This window comes from Streptomyces sp. SID8352, from assembly GCF_009862265.1.
Classification (GTDB): Bacteria; Actinomycetota; Actinomycetes; order Streptomycetales; family Streptomycetaceae; genus Streptomyces.
The window spans coordinates 72,849-95,955 of sequence record NZ_WWGX01000068.1; the positions used below are offsets into that span (position 1 = coordinate 72,849).

Genomic DNA, 23,107 nt, shown 5'->3' on the forward strand with positions numbered 1-23,107 from the left:
CCCGCCGTCGGCCGGGACCCGGTCACCAGTCGCCGGAGAAGGGGCGGTGCTCGCAGACGTCGCCGCAGTCGTGACGCGAGGCGCCGAAGGAGCGGATCGGGCTGTTCTCCGGGATGCCGACGACCTTGAAGGTGGTGCCGGCCGGAGCGGACTCGGCCGCGCCGAAGAGGGCGATCGCCTCCACGGTGTGGGTGCCGGGGCGCCAGGGGTGGCCGTGCCGGAAGGACCACTCGCCGTTCTCGTTGACGCCGGTCGCCCCGATCAGCAGGCCGCCCTCCATCAGGACGACCTTGGTGGCCCCCGGCTGGACCTTCCCGCTGAAGCGGGGCCGGGGCCCGGCGAAGGCCCCCTGCGAGGGCACCGCGATCACCGGCGGGCGCACCTCGGTCACCACGGTGAAGCGGCGCTCCGCCACCGGTGAGCAGCCGTCGCCGCGCAGCCCGACGCACTGCACCACGTGCTCCCCCTCCGCCCAGCCGACCGAGCGGCGCCAGCTCCACTGGCCGGCCCCGCCGACCCGGGTGCCGCCGATGTACCGGCCCTGCTCGAAGAAGAGGAGGTAGTCGGTGCCCGGCGCCGCGGTGCCGGAGAGCTTGCCCATGGGACCGGCGAGCGCGTCCGGCGCGGGGCGGGCCAGGGTGGGCGGTTCGCCGACGGGCTGCGCGTAGTGCAGCGCGGCCTCGGGCGACCGGATGGTGAACTCGGTCGAGACGGGCGGCATCGTCGGCGGCGCCGTCAGCGCGCTGACGTCCACGTCCGCCGCGTCGAGCACGCCGAGGGCGCACAGCCCGGAGACGACGACCCGGGCCACCTCGAAGGCGCCGGTGTGGTTGAGGTGGGAGGAGTCGATCTGCCCGTCCGGGTGCAGGGGGTGCTCACCGGGGTCGACCCAGGAGAAGTACTGGCGCAGCCGGGTCGGGCCGATCTCGGCCCACAGCTCCATGGTGCGCCCCGTCAGGTCGACCACCGGGACGCCGAGTTCCGCGGCGGTGTCCAGCATGGCGCGCGGGTACGCGCCCCGGGTGTTCAGCACCTCGCCGGAGGACGAGAAGGCGTAGCGCGCGCAGGGCGTCACGAAGACGGGGACGCCGCCCTCGGCGAGGATGTAGTGCGCGAACAGCCGGAGGAACTCCTGGTACTCGGGCACCGGGACGTAGCGCATGCCGTTGTGGATCATGTGGTCCACGCCGCCGAAGCCGATGAGCACGATGTCGCCGCGCTTCATCCGGTTGAGCATGGCCGGAAGGCGTTCGGTGAAGTACTTCCGGGTGGTCATGGCGCTGCGGGCGTAGTTGGCCACGGTGATCGGGCCCACCAGGAGGTCCTCGATCTTCTGGCCCCAGCCCGCCATGGGAGCCTCCTGGTCCGTCCGGGGCGCCGGTACGGAGTCCCCGAGGACGAAGACGGTTCGGTTCACTGATTTCCCATTCCTAGCGGTCGACCACGTTCATGGCCATCGCTCCTGAAGTCGAGCAGTAGGGGCGGACCCACACCGGCCGGGCCGGGTGGATCACGGCGTACTCGGAGGCGCCGTCCCCGGTCAGCGGCACGGACGGGTAGGCGTAGGCGCCCTTGACGTCGGGGAAGTCCTCCAGCACGTGGCAGACGCGGGTCTTGCGCCGGTCCTCCGGGTCGGGCTGGAGCCACCAGTCCCAGTCCTCCCACCGTTCCAGCCGCTGGTCGACGGCCCGGCGGACGGGCACCTCGGCGCGGAAGGAGTGCCGGCCGAGCACCTGGACGGGGACGGCGAGGTCGGTGCGGTGGCTTCCGCGGCGGCTGATCACGAACAGGGCGCCCGGCCGGACGGCGCGGTCGCCGCACAGCACGCCCCGGACCGTGACGGTGCCCTCGCCGACGCCGACCGAGGTGCACTCGGCGTGCTCCTCGCGCAGCACGGTGCGCAGCATCAGCCGCCCGTTGGGCTGGGCGTAGGGGAGGCTCCAGGCGGTGGGCCCGGCGGACGGTCGGGCCAGGACGCCGGCGCGGGCGTCGATGAGGGCCCGGGTGTCGCGGATGCCGGCCTTCATGTGGACGGTGCCGGAGCGCGCCGAGCGCATCGTCACCTGCCAGCGTCCGTCGCCGAGTTCGCCGAGGACGGAGGGGCCGAGGGCCGCGGTGTAGCGGGTGCCGCCGTTGGCCAGGTGGGTGCGCGAGGTGCGGACCGGCAGGTCGGGGCGGCGGCGGCCGTCCGAGGGCTTGTGGCGCAGCACGAACTGCCAGCGGTGGCGGCCCTCGCCGGGGCCGTCCGCGCCGAGGCGCAGCCATCCGGCGCCGTCGACGGTGACGTCCGCGGTGGCCGCCGCGAGGGAGACCGGGGGGACGGTGGCCCCGGCCCCGGAGCGGCGGGGTCCGGCGGGCGGGCGGTAGCCGCGGTCGGTGGCGGCGCGGCGACGGGCGGCGTCCTCGAAGAGCCGCGCGTAGCGGTCGGCGACGGCCGCCGGGTCGTAGCGCGCGGCGTTGCGCAGGGCGGCCTCGCCCATGTCGCGGCGCAGCACCTCGTCCGCCATGAGGCGGCGCAGGCCCCAGGCGATGCCCTCGACCTCGCCGTTGGGCACCAGGAAGCCGTCCTCGCCGTGGGTGAGGATCTCCCGGGGGCCGACGGGGCAGTCGGTGGAGACGACGGGGAGCCCGCAGCGCATCGCCTCGACGAGGGTCATGCCGAAGGACTCGGCGCTGGAGGTGACGGCCGCGACGGAGCCCTTGGCCCATTCGGACTCGATCGGCGAGAAGCCGCCCATCAGCAGGGCCCGGCCGGTGAGGCCGAGTTCGATGACGAGGGCGCGCAGCTTCGCCGCCTCGCCGCCGTCGCCGTAGATGCGGAGCTGCCAGTCGGGGAACTCCTCGGCCAGCGCGGCGAAGGCCCGGATCAGCAGGTCGTAGCGTTTGATCCGGTGCATGCGGCCGGCGCTGACGATGATCTTCCCGGTGCAGTCCGAGGGCGGTACGGACGGCTGCGGCACGCTGTTGGGGATGCCGGTCACGGGGACGCCCGGGACGGGGGTGTTCTCCAGGAAGGAGCGGGCGTCGGCCTCGGTCACGGTGGTGATCGCGTCCAGCCGCGGGTAGACCCGCGCCATCTCGGCCCGGACGGCCGGGGGGATGGCGAGGTGGGTCATGTGCTCCTGGGCGACGCGCAGCGCGCCGTCCCGGGTGTGGGCGGCGACGAAGAGGTTGAGACTGGGCCGGGTGCCGACCACCACGTCGGCGTCCGTCCGGCGCAGTTCCCGGATGATCCGCTCGTCGGTGAAGCGGCTGTACTGGGCGGAGAACTCCTCCTGCCGGGGCACCACCGCGCTGGGCTCGGCGCTGCCCGCGGCGCCGCGGTCGGCGGAGCCGGGGCGCAGGTCGACGAGGGCCCGGACGGTGACGCGGGGGGAGATCTCGAACTTGGTGGCGGTCGCCCGCCGGAAGACGGAGACGATCTCCACCTCGTGGTGGGCGCCGAGCGCCTCGGCGAGGTTGATGACCGTGCGGTTGGTGCCGCCGATGCCGTAGATGTTGTTGATCAGGAAGGAGATCTTCACCGGACCTCGGCCTCCTTCCGCTCGAAGGGACTGGGCACGGGGTAGTACGCCTTGAGGAACCGGCCGAGCATCGCGGTCTGCCGGGCGACGTCCTGGCCGTCGGAGAGGGTGTCGTTGATGCAGAACGCCTGCCGGTCGCGGCGGGCGAGCAGGATGCCGAGCCGGCGCTGGACCTCGGGCCGGGCGAGGTCCAGGTAGGCGAAGCGGATGTTGGACGGGACGGCGCGGCCGGTGAAGTAGGCGTAGTAGTGGTAGAGCGAGGAGGGGATGGAGATGTCGGTGGGGCTGCGGAAGCGGCTGTGCGCGGTCTGCCGGTGCGCCTCCGGGAACCTCTCCTCGATCTCCTGGAGGACGCTGCGGCGCAGGGCGTAGGGGGCATGGCGGAGCTTCTGGACGATGACGGAGCCGAAGTTCTCCTGGAGCAGCCGCCGGTTGTTCTTGCCGGCCGCGTCGACCGGGCGGTCCACGTGGCTGGGGCCCCAGCGCGGCACCTGGGACGGGGAGAAGAAGGTGCGGGTCATGCCGTTGGACAGGAAGAAGTCCTGGGGGGTCACGGGGCGGCCGAGGAACATGTCGTCGTTGAGATAGAGGAAGTGCTCCGACAGCCCCTCGATGTGGTGGAGCCGGCTCTCGATGGCGTGCGAGTTGAAGGTGGGCAGCGAGGACGGGTCGGCGAAGATCTCGGAGTGGTCGACGACGGTGAGGCGCGGGTGGCCGTCGTTGAGCCAGGCCGGGCGCTGACGGTCCGTGACCAGGTAGACGTGGCGCACCCAGGGGGCGTTCTGCTCCAGGGCCCGCAGGGAGTAGCGCAGTTCGTCCCGGCTGATGTAGCGGGCGGCGTTGGCGGCCTCGGCGTGGTACCCGCCGCCGAAGGCGCCGCGGCGCCGCTGCCAGTCGGGGTCGTTGCCGTCGACCCAGGTGTAGACGACGTCGACCGGGAAGCGGACGTCCTCCGGCAGGGGCGCGGCGCACGCCTCGACGGTGCGCACCGAGCGGGTGCGCCGGGTGTGGAGGGCGGCGAAGCCGGTCAGGCGGCTGATCGGGGCGGTGACCCGGGCCTCCCCGGGGGCGATGTCCTCCATCACGCGGTTGGGGCGGGGCGCGACCAGCCGTCCGTCCCGAGGCTGCCAGAACTCGATGTCGCAGCTGTGCTCCAGGCCCAGCACCAGGGAGCCCCCGGGGTCGCTCCAGACCATGCCGATCCGCAGCACCGCGGCGTGCCGGGCGAGGTGGCCGCCGCGCCGGGAGCCCGCCAGGGCCGTCCGGCCCTGCACGTTCTCGCCGCGGCAGGCGCGCAGGTAGACGGGGCTCAGCGCGGCGCAGCGCCCGAGCGCGCGGGACACCCGGTCGCGGTCGGACTCGGCGACGGCGAGGCAGGAGCGGAAGTCGGACTCGCCGCGCAGGGCGAAGTAGTCCACCCCGGCCTCCTCCAGGGCCGTCACCACGAGTTCGAGGTTGGCCTCGCGCAGGCCGAGGGGGGAGACGGTGGGGCGGACCAGGGCGATCCGGTCGCCGTGCCCGGCGAGGGCCGCCAGCCGCTCGCCCTCCCGGAAGAGGTGCGGCCAGCGGCGCCGGGCCCGGGCCCCGCGCAGCAGCCGGGAGGCCAGCGAGAAGACGTGCAGCCTGCGGAGCACGGCCTTGGCGACCATGCGCAGCCGCAGTGGGATGCGGTGGGCGATGCGGCGTCTGAGGCCGGCGGGAACGAGCGCGCGATAGGCACCGACCGCGGCGGACGCCTCGGGATTACCTGTGCTCACGAGGGGCTGTCCGCCTCTGTGGAGATGTGGGGGCGATCCGCCTCGAAGGGGCTGGGGACCGGGAAGTACCGGTGCAGGAAGCGGACGACGGCGTCGGTCCCGCCCTCGTGGGCGGCCCCGGCGGTCGCCGCACCGAGGAACTGGAGCTGCTGGACGTCCCGGCGGACGAGGAGCCGCTCCAGATGGGTGGCGATGCCGGGGAGCGCGGCGTGCAGGGCGACCGACGCCTCGCCGGAGGGATCGGCGCCGCCGGTGACGTGTCCGAGGTGGTGGACCAGGCCGTCCATCGGGTGGGTGCCGGCGGCGGTGGGCGCGCTCTGGCCGTCCGGACAGGCCAGGGGCGGCTGCCCGGCCGCCGTGAGCCGGGCCAGCAGGTCGGTGCGGTACGGCTGGGGGCCCTGGGCGTAGCCGGTGGCGGTGGCCCGGCCGGTGGCGGCTAGGGCGGCCCTGGTCCAGGGGGCGCGGGACTCCCGCGCGTCCCAGGGGCCGCGCCGGGGCCGGGTGCCGCCGCCGGGGGTGAAGTAGTCGAAGGGCCGGACCGGGCGGCCGAACAGGGCGCCGGGCCGCATCAGCAGGAAGTGGTCGGCGACGCCGGGAAGTTGGTCGAGCTGCCATTCGGCACCCGGGCGGGCGCGGACGAGGCTGAGCCGTTCGCCGCCGCCGAGCCAGGCGGGCGGTTCGGCCTGGGCGACGACATGGGTGACGTCGATCCAGGGGGCGTACTGGTGCAGGGAGCGCAGCGCTGCCCGGAGCAGTTCCCCGGCCCAGGGGGTGTCGTGCTGCCAGAGGAGGACGGCGTCGACGGGGAAGGCGACCTCCTCCAGCCGGACGACGTCGAAGCCCTCCAGGGTGATCGTGGGCGGCATCTCGCCGTCGGTGTCGCAGTAGCCGGAGAGCCGGTCCAGGCCGATCTCCACGCCGGGGGCGTCCGCGGGCACGGCGCGCTGCACCCGGTTGGGGCGCGGTCCGACGAGCCGTTCCCGGGGCAGGTCGGAGTTGGCGGTCCAGAACTCGATCTCGACGCCGTGCTCCTCGCCCATCCAGAGGTTCCGCGTGGGGTCGGTGCGCAGCCAGGTGAGGCGGACGACCCTGGCCTTGCCGTAGTGCCGCCACGCCTTGACGTGGCTGCCGGGTATCTCGCGGGTGTCGTTCCTGGACGGGGAGACGGAGACGACGTAGCCGGTGTGCTCCTCCAGCAGCGCGCGCAGCACCCGGCGGACGGTGCCCTTGTTGCGCTGCTCCACGGCGATGGAGATCCAGCGGTCGTCGAGGCCGGGCACCGCGAACCAGGGGACCTCGGCCGAGTCGAGGGCGTGGGTGACGAGGTCGTGGTCGAGGCGGCGGGCCAGGTCGGCGGTGAGGCCGGTGTGCACGTGGGCGATCCGGCCGTCGGGTGCCGTGACCCGGCGCTCGGAGCCCCCGAGCCGGGCGTGGCGCACCTGGCGCAGGGCCCTGCGGTGCAGCCACGCCTCGCGGCGGCCGAGCGTGCGGGCGATGCCGCCCTTGACCTTGCGCCGCACGCCCGCGGGCAGGGTGGTGGCCGCGGCGGACCGGACCGGCTGGGGGATGAACCGCTTGTAGACGTGTACCGCGGAGCTCATCGACGTCGGGTCGGGCACGTCATGAACTCCGTCTCATCGTTCGTAGGGGCTGGGGGTGGGGAAGTAGGAGGTGAGGAAGCCGTCCAGCAGTTCCTGCTGGGCCTCGATGTCCTCCGGGGTGGAGAAGGCGTCGTTGAGACAGAAGGTGTCCTGGTCCCTGCCGTCGAGGAGTCTCTGGAGCCGGTCCCCCAGGTCCGGGACGGCCAGTTGGAGGTAGGTGAAGGGCATGGAGCCCGGCTGGGCCCGCCCGGTCAGCGCCGCGTAGTAGAGGGCGAAGGACGAGGTCGGGGAGAGGTCCGTCATCGCCCGGAACCTGCTGGCCGAGGTGCGCGCCCAGGCCTCGGGGAACTCCCGCTCGGCCTCCTCCATCGCGCTGCGGCGCAGGGCGTAGGGGATGTGCTCCATGGGCTGGGTGATGACCTTGCCGAAGCGCCCGAGGAGCAGTTCCCGGTTGTTCTTGCAGGCCGCGTCGACCGGGGTGTCGGTCTCCACGACGGGGCCCTGGGGGATGCGGTTGCGGGAGGGGAAGTAGCGGGCCGTGCCGCTGGGGGTGAAGAAGGCGTGGGGGGCCACGGGGCGGCCCATGAACATGTCGTCGTTGAAGTACAGGAAGTGCTCGGCCAGGCCGTCGATGTGGTGGAGCTGGCTCTCGATGGAGTGCGAGTTGAAGGTCGGCAGGTCGGCGGGGTCGCGGAAGATCTCGCGGTGGGTGGTGATGCGCGCCCCCTCCAGGTCCTCCCGGAACCACGGCGGGACCTGGTCGTCGGTGACGATGTGGATGTCGCGTATCCAGGGCGCGAACAGGTGCAGGGAGCGGATCGAGTAGCGGAGTTCGTCGCGGCTGATGAAGCGGGCGTCGCTCGCGGACTCGGCGTGGTAGACCTCGCCCCTGGCCCGGGCCTTGCGCTCCTGCCACGCGGGATCGTTTCCGTCGACCCAGGTGTAGACGGCGTCGACCGGGAAAACGATGTCGTCGGCGCAGGGCACCAGGAACTCGGGCCGGGTGCGCAGCGCGGGGGCGAGGTGGCGCGGGGTCCAGTCCGAGACGAAGCGGCTGAACAGCCGGGCGGCGCCGGTGACCTCGGGGCCGTCGGCGGTCACCGCCCAGGTGGCGCGGTTGGCGCGGGGCGCGATCAGGTGGCCGCCGTCGCGCCGCCAGAACTCGACCGCGCAGCCGTACTCGTGGCCCAGCAGGAGGTGGCGGCCCTCGTCGGTGCGGTGCCAGCCGACCCGGACCACCCGGGCGGCGGTGACGTCGCGCCAGGCCCGGGGGTCGCGGGAGGAGACCGGCCGGGACGGGCGGGGGGCGTCGGGGTCGATGACGGCCAGGTGGCCCGGGTACTCGCCGAGACCCCGGAAGAGGGCCTGGAGCACCCGGTCCCGGTCCTCCTCGGCGACCCCGACGGCGGTGCCGTGGTCGACGGTCCCGCGGACGGCGAAGTGGGGGACGCCCGCCGCGTCGAGCAGGGCGGCGACGGCCGAGCGGTTGGCCTCGCGGGCGGAGAGCGGGGTCAGCCCCGGCTCGACGTAGACGTCGCCGTGCTCGGCGGTGAGGGTCGTCGGCGCGGGGGCGGAGTAGCGGTCCGCGGCGGCGGGGCCGGGCGGCGCGTCCTGGGTGACCGTGGGCCGGGCGGTGGCTTCGGGTGCCTCGGCCGCCTCACCGGCCCCGAGGAACGCTCCACGCGACAGCACGGACCCCACCCTCTCTCGCCTGCCGACCCGGGGCGGGCACTCGCGGCCGTACGGCCCTCGCGTCCCCGGCCCGCGTCGCGGCCGTATCGGGTACCGGCCCTCGGTCGGCACATTCCCACGGACAATTCACCCTCACGGGACCGGCACATTTTGGCCAGGGCCTTCAATAGCTGTCAACAGCAATCAGCCATGACTGAAAATACACGGCTCAACAATCTGCTGGTGAACAGCACCGGCCGGAGCGGGTCCGGAACCGGTGCCCCGAGGAGCACAACCGTCCTTCCGGCCAGTCGGTCTATAGTTCGGACACGCCGCGGCGGCCATCACCGCGGCGGGGCCCGGCCCCTCCCCCGCTTCGTGCCCCGCGCCCACGTCCGGACCACGGCAGCGAGCCGAATCCACGAGAGAGGACCCGCACCCCATGACGCACGCCCCGCCGGAATCGTCCCCCCGCCGGTCCCGGCGTGCCCCCTCGGGCCGCCGGGCGGCCCGCCCGCCGCGGCGGCGCCGGGTCTGGCGCTGGATCGTGCTGGCCCTGGTGCTCCTGCTCCTCGCGGTGGGCGGCGTCGGCTACTGGCTCTACCGCGGTCTCGACGGCAACATCAAGGGTGTCGACATCGACCGCGCGATCGGCGGGGACCGGCCCGAGAGGCTGCCCACCTCCGGCCAGAACGTGCTGATCCTGGGCTCCGACTCGCGCGCCGGGGACAACGCCGCGCTGAACACCGGCAAGGTGGCCGGGGCCCGCTCCGACACCGCGCTGGTGATGCACATCCCCGAGGGGCGCCGGGAGGCCGTCGCGGTCAGCATCCCCCGCGACACCCTGGTGACCCGCCCGGAGTGCGCCGGATCCGACGGCGGCCAGGTGCCCGCCAAGGAACGCGTCATGTTCAACTCCATCTACGCCCAGGCCGGTCCGGCCTGCGTGGTGAAGACGGTGGAGTCGATGTCCGGGGTCCGCATGGACCACTACGTCGAGATCGACTTCGCGGGCTTCAAGGGCCTGGTGGACGCGATAGGCGGGGTGACCGTCACCGTCGACCGGGACATCCGCGACAAGTCCAGCGGCCTGGACCTCACCGCCGGCACCCACAAGCTGGACGGCACCGAGTCACTGGCCTTCGTCCGCACCCGGCACGGCATCGGCGACGGCAGCGACCTGGGCCGCATCGGGCTCCAGCAGCAGTTCATGATCGCCCTGCTGAGCGAGATCAAGAAGCAGGACCTGCTGGGCAGCCCCGCCAAGACCTACCGGATCGCGGACACCCTGACCGCCGCGCTCACCACCGACTCCGAACTCGCCTCGCTGACCAAGCTGGCGGAGTTCGGCCGCAGCCTGAACGGCGTCGACCCGTCCACCATGGAGACGATCATGCTCCCGGTGGAGTACGACCGGATCGACAGGAACCGCGTGGTCGCCGCCGAACCGCAGGCCGGACAGCTCTGGAAGGCCCTGCGCGAGGACGCGGAGATCCCCGAGTCGGCCAAGAAGTCCCCCGCCGGGGGCGGCACGTCCTGACCCCGGGGTCCGCCCCGGTCCCCGTCCGCTCCCGTTGCCGGGGCGGACGGGAGCACGTCCGGGCGACGGGGCCCGAGGGCCCGGCCGGGTGGTCCCGGGAATCCCGCCGACGTGGTCCCGAGGGCCCGGCCGGGTCCTGCGGACGGCCGGTCAGACCCGTACTGCGGGCTCCAGCGAGAGCCCCTGGCCCGGGCCCTGCCGGGACACCCTCAGCGCCCCGTCCGGTCCGATCACGGCCAGCACCACCCGGCCCAGGGCGTCCAGCGCCAGCGCCGGGTCCCCCTCGCACCGCTCACCGGTCGGGGACCACCACAGCCCCGCCTGCTCGTTCTCGGTCCCGCAGGCGGCGAGCATCACCTGCCCGTCCAGGGCCCGGTGGGCCAGCACCGTGCAGTCGTAGCCGTCCAGCCCCGCGCGCAGCACCGCGGCGGGGCCGTCGGACGCGACGCCCCCCAGCGGGATCACCCAGCCGCCGGGGCGGTGGGCGACGAGCTGTCCCGTCCCCTCGTCGGCCCAGTAGTACGTCGCCCGGTCCGGCGCGGTCTCCAGCGCCGAGAGGGTCCCGGGGGCGATGCGTACGGGGATGGGCGGCTGCTCCCGGAACGCCCCGTCGGCCTTGTCCTGGAGCCACCGCATGGCCCGCTGCGCGCTGCCGGCCAGCGCCTCGACCCGGCCGGAGGCGTGCGCCAGCGCGGCGATGGTGCCCCGTGCGTTGCTGCCCTTGATGTCGAGCCAGGGCTCCCACTTGCCCTTGGCGTCCTCCCGGCGGACCATCACCCCGCCGGCCGCGTTGGCGACCAGGACGTGCACCCGGCCGCTGGGGCCCACCGCGGCGACCGGCGGGCCCAGCCGCGCGGCCTTCTCCCGGTCCTTGTGCGGACTGCCCACCGGGCGCCACTCGCTGACGGGGCGCCCGGTCTGGTACTGGAGGGCGTGGACGACGTCGACCGTGGGCGTGTCCCCGTCCCCGCGGACCCGGCGGCCCAGGAGGTGGACGTAGGCGTCGGGGCCCTGCGCGATCGAGACATGGCTGAGGCCGGGCGCGGGGAACGCCTCCGGGCCGGTCCACTCCGGTCCGCCCGGCCGGGTCTCGGTCCAGCGCAGCAGTGAGTCCCGGGTGCGGGCGTAGGCGGTGAGCCTGCCGTCCCTGCCGAGGACCAGCCAGCGTCCGTCGACGGTCGCCTCGGCCGCCGTACGGGCCGCGGTCGTGCCCTCGCCGCCCGGAACGGCCGCCGTCGCGCGGGCGGTGCCGCGCCCGGATCTGGTCCGCATGGCGTGACCTGCCCCTCTGCCGCTGCCGCGACTGACCCGCCACCCTCCCGGACGACCGGATTACGGGGAGGATGAGCGCCGACCATCATAGATCGAACGTTCGAGACACCCGGCGGGCCGGTCGGGTGCCCGCCCGAGCGGCCGTCCCGGCGGGCGGCGGGCGTGCGACCCTGGCGGCATGGCCGACAGCAGCACCGCCCCGCTCGTCATCGTGGACGCCGCCAATGTGGTCGGGTCCGTGCCCGACGGCTGGTGGCGCGACCGGCGGGGCGCGGCGGAACGGCTGCGGGACCGGCTGGCGGCGGACGGGTTGCCCGGCCGGGAGGGGCCCCTGGAGATCGTGCTCGTGGTGGAGGGCGCCGCCCGCGGGGTGGCCCCGGTGCCGGGCGTACGGGTGGAGTCGGCGCCGGGCAGCGGGGACGACCGCGTGGTGGAGCTGGTCGCCGGGGCCGCCCGGGGCCGGTCCGTGCTGGTGGTGACGGCGGACCGGGAGCTGCGCCGCCGGGTGGCGGACCTGGGCGCGGAGGTGGCCGGCCCCCGGACGGTGCGCGCGGACCGGCCCGGCCGAAACCCCTAGGGGGTGCCCCCGCCCGCCGCCGGGGTGTCCTCGCCGAGGGCCAGCCGGCTGTGGTTGCGGCTGTAGAGGAAGTAGACGAGGAAGCCGATCGCCATCCAGATGCCGAACCGGAGCCAGGTCTCGGCCGGCAGGTTCAGCATCAGCCAGAGCGAGGCGCACACCGACAGGGCCGGCAGCAGCGGCACCAGCGGGGTACGGAAGGCCCGCGGCAGGTCGGGGCGGGTGCGGCGCAGGATGATCACGCTGATGGCGACCACGACGAAGGCGAAGAGGGTGCCGATGTTCACCAGTTCGGCCAGTTCGCTCAGGCTGGTGAAGCCCGCGACGATCGCGATGATCACGCCGAGCAGGATGGTCGGCCGGTACGGGGTGCGGAACCGCGGGTGGACGCGGGAGAAGAAGCGGGGCAGCAGCCCGTCGCGGCTCATCGCGAAGAACACCCGGGTCTGGCCGAGCAGCAGGATCATGCAGACGGTGGTGAGGCCGACGGCGGCGCCGAAGCTGATCACCCCGGCGTAGAAGGGGTGCCCGGTGGCCTTGAAGGCGTCGGCGAGCGGGGCGTCGACGGAGAGGTCGCTGTAGTGCTGCATGCCGGTGACGACGATGGAGACCGCGACGTACAGGGTGGTGCAGATGAACAGGGAGCCGAGGATGCCGCGGGGCATGTCGCGCTGCGGGTTGCGGGTCTCCTCGGCGGCGGTGGCGACGATGTCGAAGCCGATGAAGGCGAAGAAGACCACCGAGGCGGCGGTGAAGATGCCCATCACGCCGAAGTTGGACGGCGCCCAGCCGAACATGAGCTGGATCAGCGGCGAGGTGAGGCCGCTGCCCGCCTCGACCGGCTCGGCCTTCGGGATGAAGGGGTCGTAGTTGGCGCCCTTGACGAAGAAGGCTCCGGCGACGATCACGATGAGGACGACGACCACCTTGACGGCGACGACGACCGAGGTGACCCGCGCGGACAGCTTCATGCCGAGCACGAGGATGCCGGTGAGCACCAGGACCAGGGCGGCGGCGAGGATGTCGAAGCCGAAGCCCTCGGCGCCGTCCCGGCCGGAGAGCGCCTCGGGCATCTGCCAGCCCGCGTTGTCCAGCAGCGAGCGGATGTAGCCCGACCAGCCGACGGCGACCACCGCCGTGCCGAGCGCGAACTCCAGGACGAGGTCCCAGCCGATGATCCAGGCGGGCAGTTCGCCCAGGGAGGCGTAGGAGAAGGTGTACGCCGATCCGGCGACCGGGACGGTGGAGGCGAACTCTGCGTAGCAGAGGGCGGCGAGACCGCAGACGACGCCGGCCACCACGAACGACAGGGCGACGGCGGGGCCCGCGTTGTTCTTGGCGACCGTGCCCGTCAGGACGAAGATGCCGGTGCCGATGATGACGCCGACGCCGAAGACCGTCAGATCCAGCGCGGAGAGGGACTTTCTGAGCGCGTGCTCGGGCTCCTCGGTATCACGGATCGACTGCTCGATCTTCTTGGTCCGGAAGAGGCTGCTGCTCACGGAAGACTCCCACGCTTGTCGTCCTCGACATGATCGAGAGGGGGCGTATCTGCGTATGCCCCGGCGTCGGCGTTTTCACGCGGATGGGCCGGTTCCGCCACTGCGACGAGTGGCGGGACCGGCCCATCCGGCCGTAAGGGGTGCGTCCGGTCGGGACCGGGTCAGTCGCGGGCGGCCTCCACCGGGTCCGGCTGGACGGCGGCGCGGTCGTAGCGGCCGTCGAGCTTGGCGACCAGGCCGGTGACCTGGCGGGCGATGTCGGGGGCGGTGAGCCCGATCTCGGCGAGCACCTCGGCGCGGGAGGCGTGGTCGAGGAAGCGCGGCGGGATGCCGAAGTCGCGCAGCGGCACGTCCACCCCGGCGTCCCGCAGGGCCTGGGCGACGGCGGAACCGACGCCGCCGACGCGGGAGTTGTCCTCGACGGTGACGACGACCCGGTGGCGGTCGGCGAGCGGGGCCATGGCCTCGTCGACGGGCTTGACCCAGCGGGGGTCGACGACGGTGGTGGAGATGCCCTGCTTGTCCAGCAGGTCGGCGACCTCCAGGCACATCGGGGCGAGCGCGCCGACGGAGACCAGGAGCACGTCGGGCGTCTCGGTGCCGGGGGTGCGCAGGACGTCCATGCCGCCGACGCGGCCGACGGCGGGGACGGCGGGGCCGACCGCGCCCTTGGAGAAGCGCACCACAGTCGGCGCGTCCTCGACGGCGATGGCCTCCCGGAGCTGGGCGCGGACCTGCTCGGCGTCGCGCGGGGCGGCGAGCCGCAGCCCGGGGACGACCTGGAGGATCGACATGTCCCACATGCCGTTGTGGGAGGCGCCGTCGGTGCCGGTGACACCGGCCCGGTCCAGGACGAAGGTGACGCCGCACCGGTGCAGGGCCACGTCCATCAGGACCTGGTCGAAGGCGCGGTTGAGGAAGGTGGCGTACACCGCGAAGACGGGGTGCACCCCGGCGTGGGCGAGGCCGGCGGCGGAGACCGCGCCGTGCTGCTCGGCGATGCCGACGTCGTAGACGCGCTCGGGGAAGGCCTTGGCGAACCTGTCCAGGCCGACCGGCTGGAGCATGGCGGCGGTGATGGCGACGACGTCCTCGCGCTCCCGGCCGATCCGGACCATCTCGTCGCCGAAGACGGAGGTCCAGTCGGCGCCGGAGGTGGAGATGGGCAGGCCCGTGTCGGGGTGGATCCTGCCGACGGCGTGGAAGCGGTCGGCCTCGTCCTGGAGGGCGGGCTGGTAGCCGCGGCCCTTCTCGGTGAGGCAGTGCACGATGACCGGGCCGCCGAAGCGCTTGGCGCGGGTGAGCGCGGACTCCAGGGCCTCGATGTCGTGGCCGTCGATGGGGCCGACGTACTTGAGGCCGAGGTCCTCGAACATGCCCTGCGGGGCGATGAAGTCCTTCAGGCCCTTCTTGGCACCGTGCAGGGTGTCGTAGAGGGGGCGGCCGACGACGGGGGTGCGCTCCAGGAGGTCCTTGGTGCGGGCCAGGAAGCGCTCGTAGCCGTCGGTGGTGCGCAGGGTGGCCAGGTGGTTGGCGAGACCGCCGATGGTGGGCGCGTAGGAGCGCTCGTTGTCGTTGACGACGATGACGAGGGGGCGGTCCTTGGCGGCGGCGATGTTGTTCAGCGCCTCCCAGGCCATGCCGCCGGTGAGCGCGCCGTCGCCGATGACCGCGACCACGTGCCGTTCGTCACGGCCGAGCACCTGGTTGGCCTTGGCGATGCCGTCGGCCCAGCCGAGGACGGTGGAGGCGTGGCTGTTCTCGATGACGTCGTGCTCGGACTCGGCCTGCGAGGGGTAGCCGGAGAGGCCGCCGCGCATCTTCAGCTTGGAGAAGTCCTGGCGTCCGGTGAGCAGCTTGTGCACGTAGGACTGGTGTCCGGTGTCCCAGAGGACCTTGTCGGCCGGGGACTCGAAGACCCGGTGCAGGGCGATGGTGAGTTCCACCACGCCCAGGTTGGGGCCGAGGTGGCCGCCGGTCTTGGAGACGGCGTCGACGAGGAAGGCGCGGATCTCCCCCGCCAGCCGGTTCAGCTCCTCCGGGCTGAGCCGGTCCAGATCGCGCGGTCCCGTGATGCGGGTCAGCAGCGGCACCCGTGCCTCCTTGCAGTAGAGCTGTTGCCGGGCCAGTCGAGTCTAATGTTCCGCTGCAGCGGAACGAGTCCGGACGGTGCGTTGTACATCACTCGTTCGGCTGTACCCAAGGGTGGCCTCTCCTACGTCACCCCGGGTCTTCTTTCCGGATAGTCGGTGCGTCCACGGCGAGGATCTGAACGCTTGCCTTCACTCAATGCAATGATTCGATCACATTGCTTCGAAAGCGACCATATGGCCACAGGTCGGGATGACGATCCGACGGATGGCCGCACTTGCGCCCGGACGACCCTCCCGCCTCCGGCACCCACCACGGCGAGGGCCCGGACGGCACCCCTCCGCCCACCGGAGGAGGGCCGCCGCAGGCCGGGGCCGCGCCCCCCGGAACACCCCTTGGGAACCTCTTTACCCAGGTGGTCCAGTGCCGTGGACGGCACGTGACGTGGGCCGGAAACGGTTACGGGAAACCAATTGGTCTAGTCCCTTTCTGGTCCAGACCATTGCGTGCGCCGGTTCCCCGACGATATTCCCGTAGTCATCAACCCCCCTGCACGGCATGGGAATTGATACGACACCCCACACACACCGGGACTGACATGAGACGCATGCGCTCCTTCCGCGCCGCCCTGACCGCGGCCGCCACCACGGCGGCCGCCGTCGGCCTCGCGCTGACGGGCACGAACACGGCCCAGGCGGCGACCCCCCTGCCCGACCGGGTCTTCGCGCCCTACTTCGAGGCGTGGACGGGCGAGAGCCCCGCCGCGCTGTCCGCCCAGTCCGGCGCCAAGCACCTGACCATGGCGTTCCTGCAGACGGCCACCAAGGGCTCCTGCACGCCGTACTGGAACGGCGACAGCAGTATGCCGATCTCCCAGGCGACCTTCGGCCAGGACATCAAGACCATCCAGGCCGCCGGCGGCGACGTCATCCCGTCCTTCGGCGGCTACACCGCCGACACCACCGGCACCGAGATCGCCGACAGCTGCACCGACGTCGCGCAGATCGCCGAGGCGTACAAGAAGGTCATCACGACCTACGACGTCACGCGCCTCGACATGGACATCGAGATCGACGCGCTGGACAACACCGCGGGCATCGACCGCCGCAACAAGGCGATCAAGCAGGTCCAGGAATGGGCCGCCGCCAGCGGACGCCCCCTGCAGATCTCGTACACCCTGCCGACGACCACCAGCGGTCTCGCGTCGAACGGTGTGGCCCTGCTGCGCAACGCCGTCTCCAACGGCACCAAGGTCGACGTCGTGAACCTCATGACCTTCGACTACTACGACAACCAGCAGCACGACATGGCCCGGGACACCCAGACCGCGGCCCAGGGCCTGCGCAACACCCTCGGCCAGCTCTACCCGAGCAAGACCGACAAGCAGCTCTGGGCGATGGTCGGTATCACCGAGATGATCGGTGTCGACGACTTCGGTCCGGCGGAGACCTTCACCCTGGCCAACGCCCGCACGGTCTACGACTGGGCGGTCGCCAAGGGCATCAACACCCTGTCCTTCTGGGCCCTGCAGCGCGACAACGGCTCCTGCGCGGGCAGCGCCGCCCGGGACGACTGCTCCGGCATCCAGCAGCAGACGTGGGACTTCTCCCGCATCTTCTCGCCGTTCACCGGCGGCTCCACCACGCCGGCCAACGACTTCTCCGTCGCCCTCACCCCGGCCTCCGGCTCGGTGACCGCGGGCTCCTCCGCGACCGCCACCGTGAAGACCGCGGTGACGGCGGGCACGGCGGAGAACGTCCAGCTCACCGTGAGCGGCGCCCCGGCCGGGGTCACCGCCTCGCTGAGCCCCGCGTCGGTCACCGCGGGCGGGTCCTCCACGCTCACCCTGGCGACCACCGCGCAGACCGTCTCGGGCACCTACACCGTCACCGTCACGGGCACCAGCCCGTCCGGCAGCCACAGCACCTCGTACACGCTGACGGTCACCGGCGGCAACGGCAACCAGTGCACCACGCCGCCGTGGTCCTCGGGCACCGTCTACACCGGCGGGCAGACCGTCTCCCACAAGGGCCACAACTGGAAGGCCAAGTGGTGGACGACCGCCGAGGAGCCCGGCACCACCGGCCAGTGGGGCGTGTGGCAGGACCTCGGCGCCTGCTGACCTCCCCCGGCACAGCCCTCCGGCCGCCCTCCGCGGCCGGGCGGTCCTGATCCGGTCCCACCCCGAGGGGTGAGCCCCGGGACCGCCGACGAGAACGGGTCCGCCCGTCCGCCCACCCACCGTGGGCGGACGGGCGGACCCGTCTCCGTCTCCCCCGCCGCGCGGGTGCCCGGCGCGGGCCCGGCCGCGACGCGCGCGAGGACGGGCCCAACGGGCGCGAGGACACGGGCCCGACGGGCGCCGGGCCGGGTCAGGCGCGGCCGGCCGTCCGCTGCGTCCTGCGGGTGACCGCGTCGATCACGACGGTCGCCAGCAGCACCCCGCCGGTGATCATGTACTGGACCGGTGAGGCGATTCCCTCCAGGGCCAGGCCGTACTGGATCGACACGATGACCATCACCCCGAGAAGCGCGTCCCAGGTGCGGCCCCGGCCGCCGAACAGCGATGTGCCGCCGATCACGGCCGCGGCGATGACGTTCATCAGGAACTCCCCGGTGCCCGCGCCCTGGTTGGCGGCGGTGATCTTCGAGGCGGTGAAGAGGCCGCCGATCGCGGCGAAGGTCCCGGAGACGGCGAAGACCGAGATGCGCACCCACTCCACGTCGACACCGGCCCGGCGGGACGCCTCCACGCTGCCGCCGAGCGCGTGGACCCTGCGGCCGTAGGCGGTGCGGCGCAGCACGGAGTCGGTGAGCAGCAGGAAGCCCAGGAAGATCACCACGGCCAGGGGCAGCCCCTTGTACTGGTTGAAGACGTACGCCACGGAGAAGGCCAGGACGGCCAGCAGCGCGGTGCGGACGACGGTCTCGGCCGGCGGCCGGGAGGGCAGCCCGGCGGCGGCCCGGCGGCGGTTGTCCAGGAAGGTGACCAGGAAGTACCCGGCGGTCACGGCGAGCGCCAGCCCGTTGGCGGCGGCCACGTCGCCGAAGTAGTGGCCGGTGAGCCCGGCGACCAGTCCCTCCGGGTCCAGGTTGACGGTGCCGCTGCTGCCGAGGATCTGGAGCATGAAGCCCTGCCAGAACAGCAGCCCGGCCAGGGTCACGGCGAAGGCCGGGACGCCGACCCTGGCGAAGAAGAAGCCGTGCAGGGCGCCGGCCGCGGTCCCGGTGAGCACGGCCAGCACCAGCGCCGGGACCTCGGGCATCCCGTGGGTGACGCTCAGCACCGCGAAGGTGGCGCCCGCGACGCCGCTGACCGAGCCGACCGAGAGGTCGATCTCGCCGAGCAGCAGCACGAAGACGATGCCGACGGCGATCAGGCCGGTTCCGACCATGGCGACCGACATGTCGGAGAAGTTCCCGGCGGTGAGGAAGTTGCGGTTCAGGGCGGTGAAGACGGCCCAGATGACCAGCAGTCCCACGACGACCGGCAGCGAGCCCAGGTCACCGGCCCGCATCCGGCGGCCGAACTCGCCCAGGTGGCCCACGAGTCCGCGCTCGCGCACCAGCAGCCGGGGATCGGCGGGGGGAACCGCCACGGGGGCGGCCCGGCGGTCCGGCGCGGGGGGCTCGGCGCCGGCGGGGGGCTCGGTCGGGGTATCGGCGGAGGCGTCCGCGATGGTTCCGGCGGAGGGCTCGGCGGGGGTACCGGCGGAGACGTCCGCAGGGGCGCCGGCGGAGGGCTCGGCGGGGGTGCCGGTTGAGACGTCCGCATAGGTTCCGGCGGAGGCACCGGCGAAGGCGTCGGCGGGGGGCTCGGTCGGGGCGTCGGCGGAGGCGTCCGCGGTGGTCCCGGCGGAGGGATCGGCGTCGGCGGAGGGCTCGGCGTCGGCGAAGGCGTCGGCGGAGGGCTCGGCGGGGGTGCCGGTCCTGTCGGTGGTCATGTCCGTATCTCCCCGTGGCTGCGGGCCGCACGACGGGTCACGGCGTTGTCCGTGGCCCCGGTGATGGCGGAGACGATCTCTTCCTGCGAGGTCGCGGCGACCTCGAACACACCGTTGTTGCGGCCCAGCCGCAGCACGGCGACCCGGTCGGCGACCGCCCGTACGTCGGCCATGTTGTGGCTGACGAGGACGACGGCGTGACCGCGCTCGCGCAGCCGCTCGACGAGGTCGAGGACCTGCGCCGTCTGTTCGACGCCGAGGGCGGCGGTCGGCTCGTCGAGGATCACCAGCCGGGGCTCGCCCAGCAGCGACCGGGCGATGGCCACGACCTGGCGCTGGCCCCCGGAGAGGGCGGCGACCGGGATGCGCACGCTGGGGACGCGGATCGACAGCGTGTCCAGCAGCTCCCGGGAGCGGCGCTCCATCTCCACCTCGTCCAGGAGGCCGCGCTTGCGCAACTCCCTTCCCAGGTAAAGGTTTCCGACCACGTCGATGTTGTCGCAGAGCGCGAGGTCCTGGTAGACGGTCGCGATGCCGAGGTTCCGGGCGTCGTGCGGTCTGCCGATCGTGACCCGTTCGCCCTCCCACTCGATGGTGCCCTCGTCGATGGGGTGCACACCGGCGATCGTCTTCACCAGCGTGGACTTACCGGCTCCGTTGTCGCCGACCAGGGCGACCACCTCACCGGCGTGGACCTCCAACTCGACGTCGGTGAGCGCCTGGACGGCACCGAATCGCTTGGAGACCCCGCGCAACGCCAGCACGGGCGCAGCGGACACGTGAACCATCTCCTTCGCCGCCTGCTCGGCGGGAGGTCGCGGACGTTCGGGGGATGTCCCGTCCGGCGTCCCGGAGGGACGTCGTCCCGACCGCCGGAGCCGCGAGGTCCGGGTCCGCCCAGCGGGGGCCGTCGGAGTCGTCGGGGCGCGGGGCGGCCGGAGGGGGCCGCGCGCGGGCCGCCCGGTCCGGCGTTCCCGCGCGCACGAGGGGGGAGGACCGGGGCGGGTCCGGCTACTTCAGGCCGATCCTGTCGCAGGCGACCCGGTACCTGCCCGCGCAGATCTCGTCGAGGGTGTAGAAGCCCTCCTTGACCACGGTGTCCTTGATGTTGTCCGCGGTCAGCGAGACGACCGGGACGAGGACCGCGGGCACACCCTTGGTGGTGGCGCTGTCGGCGGTGGCCGTGGCGATGGAGTCCAGCGACTCGCCCCGGGCGAGCGCGACGGCCATCTCGGCGGCGGCCTCCGCCTCCCGCGGGTAGGACTTGTAGACGCTCATGTACTGCTCACCGGCGACGATCCGCTGCACACCGGCGAGTTCGGCGTCCTGCCCGGTGACCGGGACGTCGGCGATCCCGGCGGCCTTCAGCGCGGTGATGACTCCGCCCGCCATGCCGTCGTTGGCGGAGTAGACGCCGACGATGTCGTCCTTGCCGAGGGCGGAGATGGCGCCCTCCATGTTGGCGTTGGCGTTCTCCGGCTTCCACTCCTTGGTGTCGTACTCGCGGCCGATCGTCACCTTTCCGTCGAGCACGGCGTGGGCGCCCTCCTTGAACTGGGCGGCGTTCGGGTCGGTGGAGGAGCCGTTCATCATCACGATCCGGCCCTTGCCGGCCCTGTCGCCGAGCGCCTTCAGCAGGGCCTCGCCCTGCGTCCGGCCGACGGTGACGTTGTCGAAGGAGGTGTAGGCGTCGATCGGGCCCTCGGCCAGCCGGTCGTAGGCGACGACGGGGATGCCCGCGTCCTTGGCCTTCCTGACCGATCCGGCGATGGCCCTGGAGTCCACGGCGTCCACGACCAGGACGTCGACCTTGTTGGTCACCATGGTGTCGACCTGCTGCGCCTGGAGCGTGGCGTCCTGCTTGGCGTTGGAGTACACCACCGTGCCCTTGTTGTCCGTCAGCTCCTTGACCTTCTTCTCCACCAGGGGCTTGTCGAACTTCTCGTAGCGCGCGGTCTGGTTCTCCGGCAGCAGGAGGCCGATGGTGATCCGGCCGTCCGTACGCGAGGGGGCGTCGGACGTCTTCGCCCGGTCACCGGACTCCTTGGCGCTGCCGCAGGCGGCGAGTGAGACGGCCATGGCGGTGACGGCGACGGTGACAGCGGCGCGGCGCATGCGCGTGTTCACTTCCCTGACCTCCTGACGTGGCCGCGTCGTTGCGGCCGGGGGGTGCCCGGAAGTCAACTCGTCAGTAGCTTCGGCGTCAAGAAGTAAACACCGTACGGGACGGCGGAGTTCCTCTTTTTCCTCAGGTGAGGGCGGGCGCCCCGGCGGAGGCGGTACCGGCCGCGGTTCCGTCCAGGAGCGTCGAGTCGCCCACCTCGCCGAGGGCCAGCGCCAGCGCCCCGAGCACCTCGGCCCGGCCGCCGAGCGCCCCCGGCAGCAGGGCGAGTCGACGCGCGGCGCTGGGGATGGCGTAGCGGCCGACGGATTCCCTGATCGGGCCGAGCACCAGTTCTCCCGCCTCCGCGAGATCTCCGCCGAGAACCACCCGGCTGGGGTTGAGCAGGTTGCAGAGGCTCGCGACACCGCTGCCGATGTGCCGGCCGACGTCCGCGATCACCCGGCGGCAGCCCGCGTCCCCGTCGCGGGCGAGGCGGACGACGTCCTCCATGGTCAGGTCGTCGCCGTGGCTCGGCCGCAGCAGCGGCAGCACGTAGCGGGCGGAGGCGAAGGTCTCCAGGCAGCCCCGGTTCCCGCAGCGGCAGACGGGGCCGGACTCGTCCAGGGTGATGTGCCCGATCTCCCCCGCCGTGCCGCCCGGCCCCCGGTAGATGGCGCCGTTGATGACCAGACCGGCGCCGACCCCGCTGGCCACCTTGATGTAGGCCAGGTCCCGCACCCCTCGGCCGCTGCCCCAGACCAGCTCGCCCAGGGCCCCGAGGTTGGCGTCGTTGTCCACGTGCACCGGGACGCCGAGCCGTCCGCGCAGTTCCTCGGCCGGGCGGGCGCCGCCCCAGCCCGGCAGTATGGCGGTCGACCCCAGGGTGCCGGACTCCACGTCGATCGGGCCGGGCACCCCGACGCCCACCCCGGCGATCTTGGACCGGTCGACCCCGGTGGCGTCGACCAGCCGACCGATCAGCCGCTCCGCCCGGTCGAGGCCCTGCGCGGCGGAGGAGTCGACGTCCAGCGGCTCGGCCTCCTCGGCCAGCACCTGGTGGGCGAGGTTGCCGAGGGCGACGCGCAGATGGGTGTGGCCGAAGTCGACCCCGACCACGATGCCGGCGTCACCGCTCAGCGAGACGTTGCGCGCCCGCCGTCCGCCGGCGGAGGTCGGGGTGACCTCGACGGTGCCGTGTTCCTTCAGTTCCCGGACGATGTTGGAGACGGTCGCGGCGGACAGCCCGGTGGTGCGCGCGATCTCCGCCTGGGTGAGGGAGCCCGCCAGCCGGACCGCCCGGACGACGCGTTCCAGGTTGGCTCGGTGCAGCGACGACTGCGACCCGGGAGTCTCCACGACGACCTCCTGCGCGGGACCGCTCCGACGGGTCCCGTCCTCTGTCAAACCAGTGAACCCCAAGCTGAGCCGTTCGGGTCGCCTTCCGTCAAGAGGTTGATCCACTCGCGGGTTCCCGTGCCGCCCGGCCCCACACGCACGTCATGCCGCCCCCGGGGTTCCGGGGAC

Annotated in this window: 15 protein-coding genes; 3 read left to right on the forward strand and 12 right to left on the reverse strand. The window is 73.0% G+C overall.

All coding sequences use genetic code 11. The features are described from left to right. Positions 1-22 precede the first annotated feature (22 nt). From GTY84_RS21040 to GTY84_RS21060, 5 genes are read right to left on the reverse strand one after another with little or no spacing between them, the layout of a single operon-like run. Positions 23-1,417: a GDSL-type esterase/lipase family protein gene (locus GTY84_RS21040; protein WP_161227866.1), complete on the reverse strand. Its 1,395-nt coding sequence runs from the start codon at positions 1,415-1,417 to the stop codon at positions 23-25. 13 nt (positions 1,418-1,430) lie between these two features. Further along, positions 1,431-3,524, reverse strand: a complete 2,094-nt coding sequence (locus GTY84_RS21045) for a glycosyltransferase family 4 protein (protein WP_161227867.1) — start codon at positions 3,522-3,524, stop codon at positions 1,431-1,433. Then, a complete protein-coding gene (locus GTY84_RS35005; RefSeq protein ID WP_161227868.1) occupies positions 3,521-5,281 on the reverse strand; it encodes a stealth family protein in 1,761 nt (586 codons plus the stop codon). The genes GTY84_RS21045 and GTY84_RS35005 overlap by 4 nt, the downstream gene beginning before the upstream one ends. Beyond that, complete coding sequence (locus GTY84_RS21055) at positions 5,278-6,900, reverse strand: sugar phosphotransferase (RefSeq protein ID WP_161227869.1); 1,623 nt, start codon at positions 6,898-6,900, stop codon at positions 5,278-5,280. The genes GTY84_RS35005 and GTY84_RS21055 overlap by 4 nt, the downstream gene beginning before the upstream one ends. Before the next feature lie 15 nt (positions 6,901-6,915). Beyond that, the gene (locus GTY84_RS21060; protein ID WP_345943493.1) at positions 6,916-8,574 is read right to left on the reverse strand and encodes a stealth family protein; all 1,659 of its coding nucleotides are present in this window, start codon (positions 8,572-8,574) and stop codon (positions 6,916-6,918) included. 421 nt (positions 8,575-8,995) lie between these two features. Between GTY84_RS21060 and GTY84_RS21065 the strand changes: the two genes are divergently transcribed. Beyond that, the gene (locus GTY84_RS21065; protein WP_161227870.1) at positions 8,996-10,093 is read left to right on the forward strand and encodes an LCP family protein; all 1,098 of its coding nucleotides are present in this window, start codon (positions 8,996-8,998) and stop codon (positions 10,091-10,093) included. A gap of 150 nt (positions 10,094-10,243) precedes the next feature. Here GTY84_RS21065 and GTY84_RS21070 read toward each other — a convergent pair whose 3' ends face one another. Then, positions 10,244-11,365 carry a hypothetical protein gene (locus GTY84_RS21070; RefSeq protein ID WP_161227871.1) on the reverse strand — a complete coding sequence of 374 codons (1,122 nt, stop codon included), beginning with the start codon at positions 11,363-11,365 and terminating at the stop codon, positions 10,244-10,246. Positions 11,366-11,543: 178 nt separating this feature from the next. Between GTY84_RS21070 and GTY84_RS21075 the strand changes: the two genes are divergently transcribed. Beyond that, a complete protein-coding gene (locus GTY84_RS21075; RefSeq protein WP_161227872.1) occupies positions 11,544-11,942 on the forward strand; it encodes an NTP pyrophosphohydrolase in 399 nt (132 codons plus the stop codon). Here the strand turns inward: GTY84_RS21075 and GTY84_RS21080 are convergent. Beyond that, a complete protein-coding gene (locus GTY84_RS21080) occupies positions 11,939-13,444 on the reverse strand; it encodes an amino acid permease (RefSeq protein WP_161227873.1) in 1,506 nt (501 codons plus the stop codon). The genes GTY84_RS21075 and GTY84_RS21080 overlap by 4 nt on opposite strands. Positions 13,445-13,605: 161 nt before the next feature. After that, positions 13,606-15,537, reverse strand: coding sequence for a 1-deoxy-D-xylulose-5-phosphate synthase (gene dxs / locus GTY84_RS21085; RefSeq protein WP_161227874.1), 1,932 nt, complete (start codon positions 15,535-15,537; stop codon positions 13,606-13,608). A gap of 596 nt (positions 15,538-16,133) precedes the next feature. Between dxs and GTY84_RS21090 the strand changes: the two genes are divergently transcribed. Further along, entirely contained in the window at positions 16,134-17,657 is a 1,524-nt protein-coding gene (locus GTY84_RS21090) for a chitinase (RefSeq protein ID WP_161227875.1), read from the forward strand. Between the two features lie 250 nt (positions 17,658-17,907). Here GTY84_RS21090 and GTY84_RS21095 read toward each other — a convergent pair whose 3' ends face one another. The 4 genes from GTY84_RS21095 to GTY84_RS21110 all read right to left on the reverse strand — a co-directional run bounded on the left by GTY84_RS21095 (position 17,908) and on the right by GTY84_RS21110 (position 22,939). Next, on the reverse strand, positions 17,908-19,479 hold the full coding sequence (locus GTY84_RS21095; protein ID WP_237532473.1) for a sugar ABC transporter permease: 1,572 nt from the start codon (positions 19,477-19,479) through the stop codon (positions 17,908-17,910). After that, a complete protein-coding gene (locus GTY84_RS21100) occupies positions 19,476-20,267 on the reverse strand; it encodes an ATP-binding cassette domain-containing protein (protein WP_161227876.1) in 792 nt (263 codons plus the stop codon). Before GTY84_RS21100 ends, GTY84_RS21095 begins: the two co-directional genes overlap by 4 nt. A gap of 223 nt (positions 20,268-20,490) precedes the next feature. Further along, positions 20,491-21,594, reverse strand: a complete 1,104-nt coding sequence (locus tag GTY84_RS21105) for a substrate-binding domain-containing protein (protein WP_161227892.1) — start codon at positions 21,592-21,594, stop codon at positions 20,491-20,493. Positions 21,595-21,727: 133 nt separating this feature from the next. Beyond that, positions 21,728-22,939: an ROK family transcriptional regulator gene (locus GTY84_RS21110; protein ID WP_161227877.1), complete on the reverse strand. Its 1,212-nt coding sequence runs from the start codon at positions 22,937-22,939 to the stop codon at positions 21,728-21,730. Positions 22,940-23,107: the final 168 nt, after the last annotated feature.

Bases quoted from the DNA above. Each gene is read 5' to 3' on its own strand.
- GTY84_RS21065 (WP_161227870.1), top strand. From the start codon at position 8,996: ATGACGCACGCCCCGCCGGAATCGTCCCCCCGCCGGTCCCGGCGTGCC.
- GTY84_RS21070 (WP_161227871.1), bottom strand. From the start codon at position 11,365: ATGCGGACCAGATCCGGGCGCGGCACCGCCCGCGCGACGGCGGCCGTT.
- GTY84_RS21075 (WP_161227872.1), top strand. From the start codon at position 11,544: ATGGCCGACAGCAGCACCGCCCCGCTCGTCATCGTGGACGCCGCCAAT.
- GTY84_RS21090 (WP_161227875.1), top strand. From the start codon at position 16,134: ATGAGACGCATGCGCTCCTTCCGCGCCGCCCTGACCGCGGCCGCCACC.
- GTY84_RS21095 (WP_237532473.1), bottom strand. From the start codon at position 19,479: ATGACCACCGACAGGACCGGCACCCCCGCCGAGCCCTCCGCCGACGCC.
- GTY84_RS21100 (WP_161227876.1), bottom strand. From the start codon at position 20,267: ATGGTTCACGTGTCCGCTGCGCCCGTGCTGGCGTTGCGCGGGGTCTCC.
- GTY84_RS21105 (WP_161227892.1), bottom strand. From the start codon at position 21,594: ATGCGCCGCGCCGCTGTCACCGTCGCCGTCACCGCCATGGCCGTCTCA.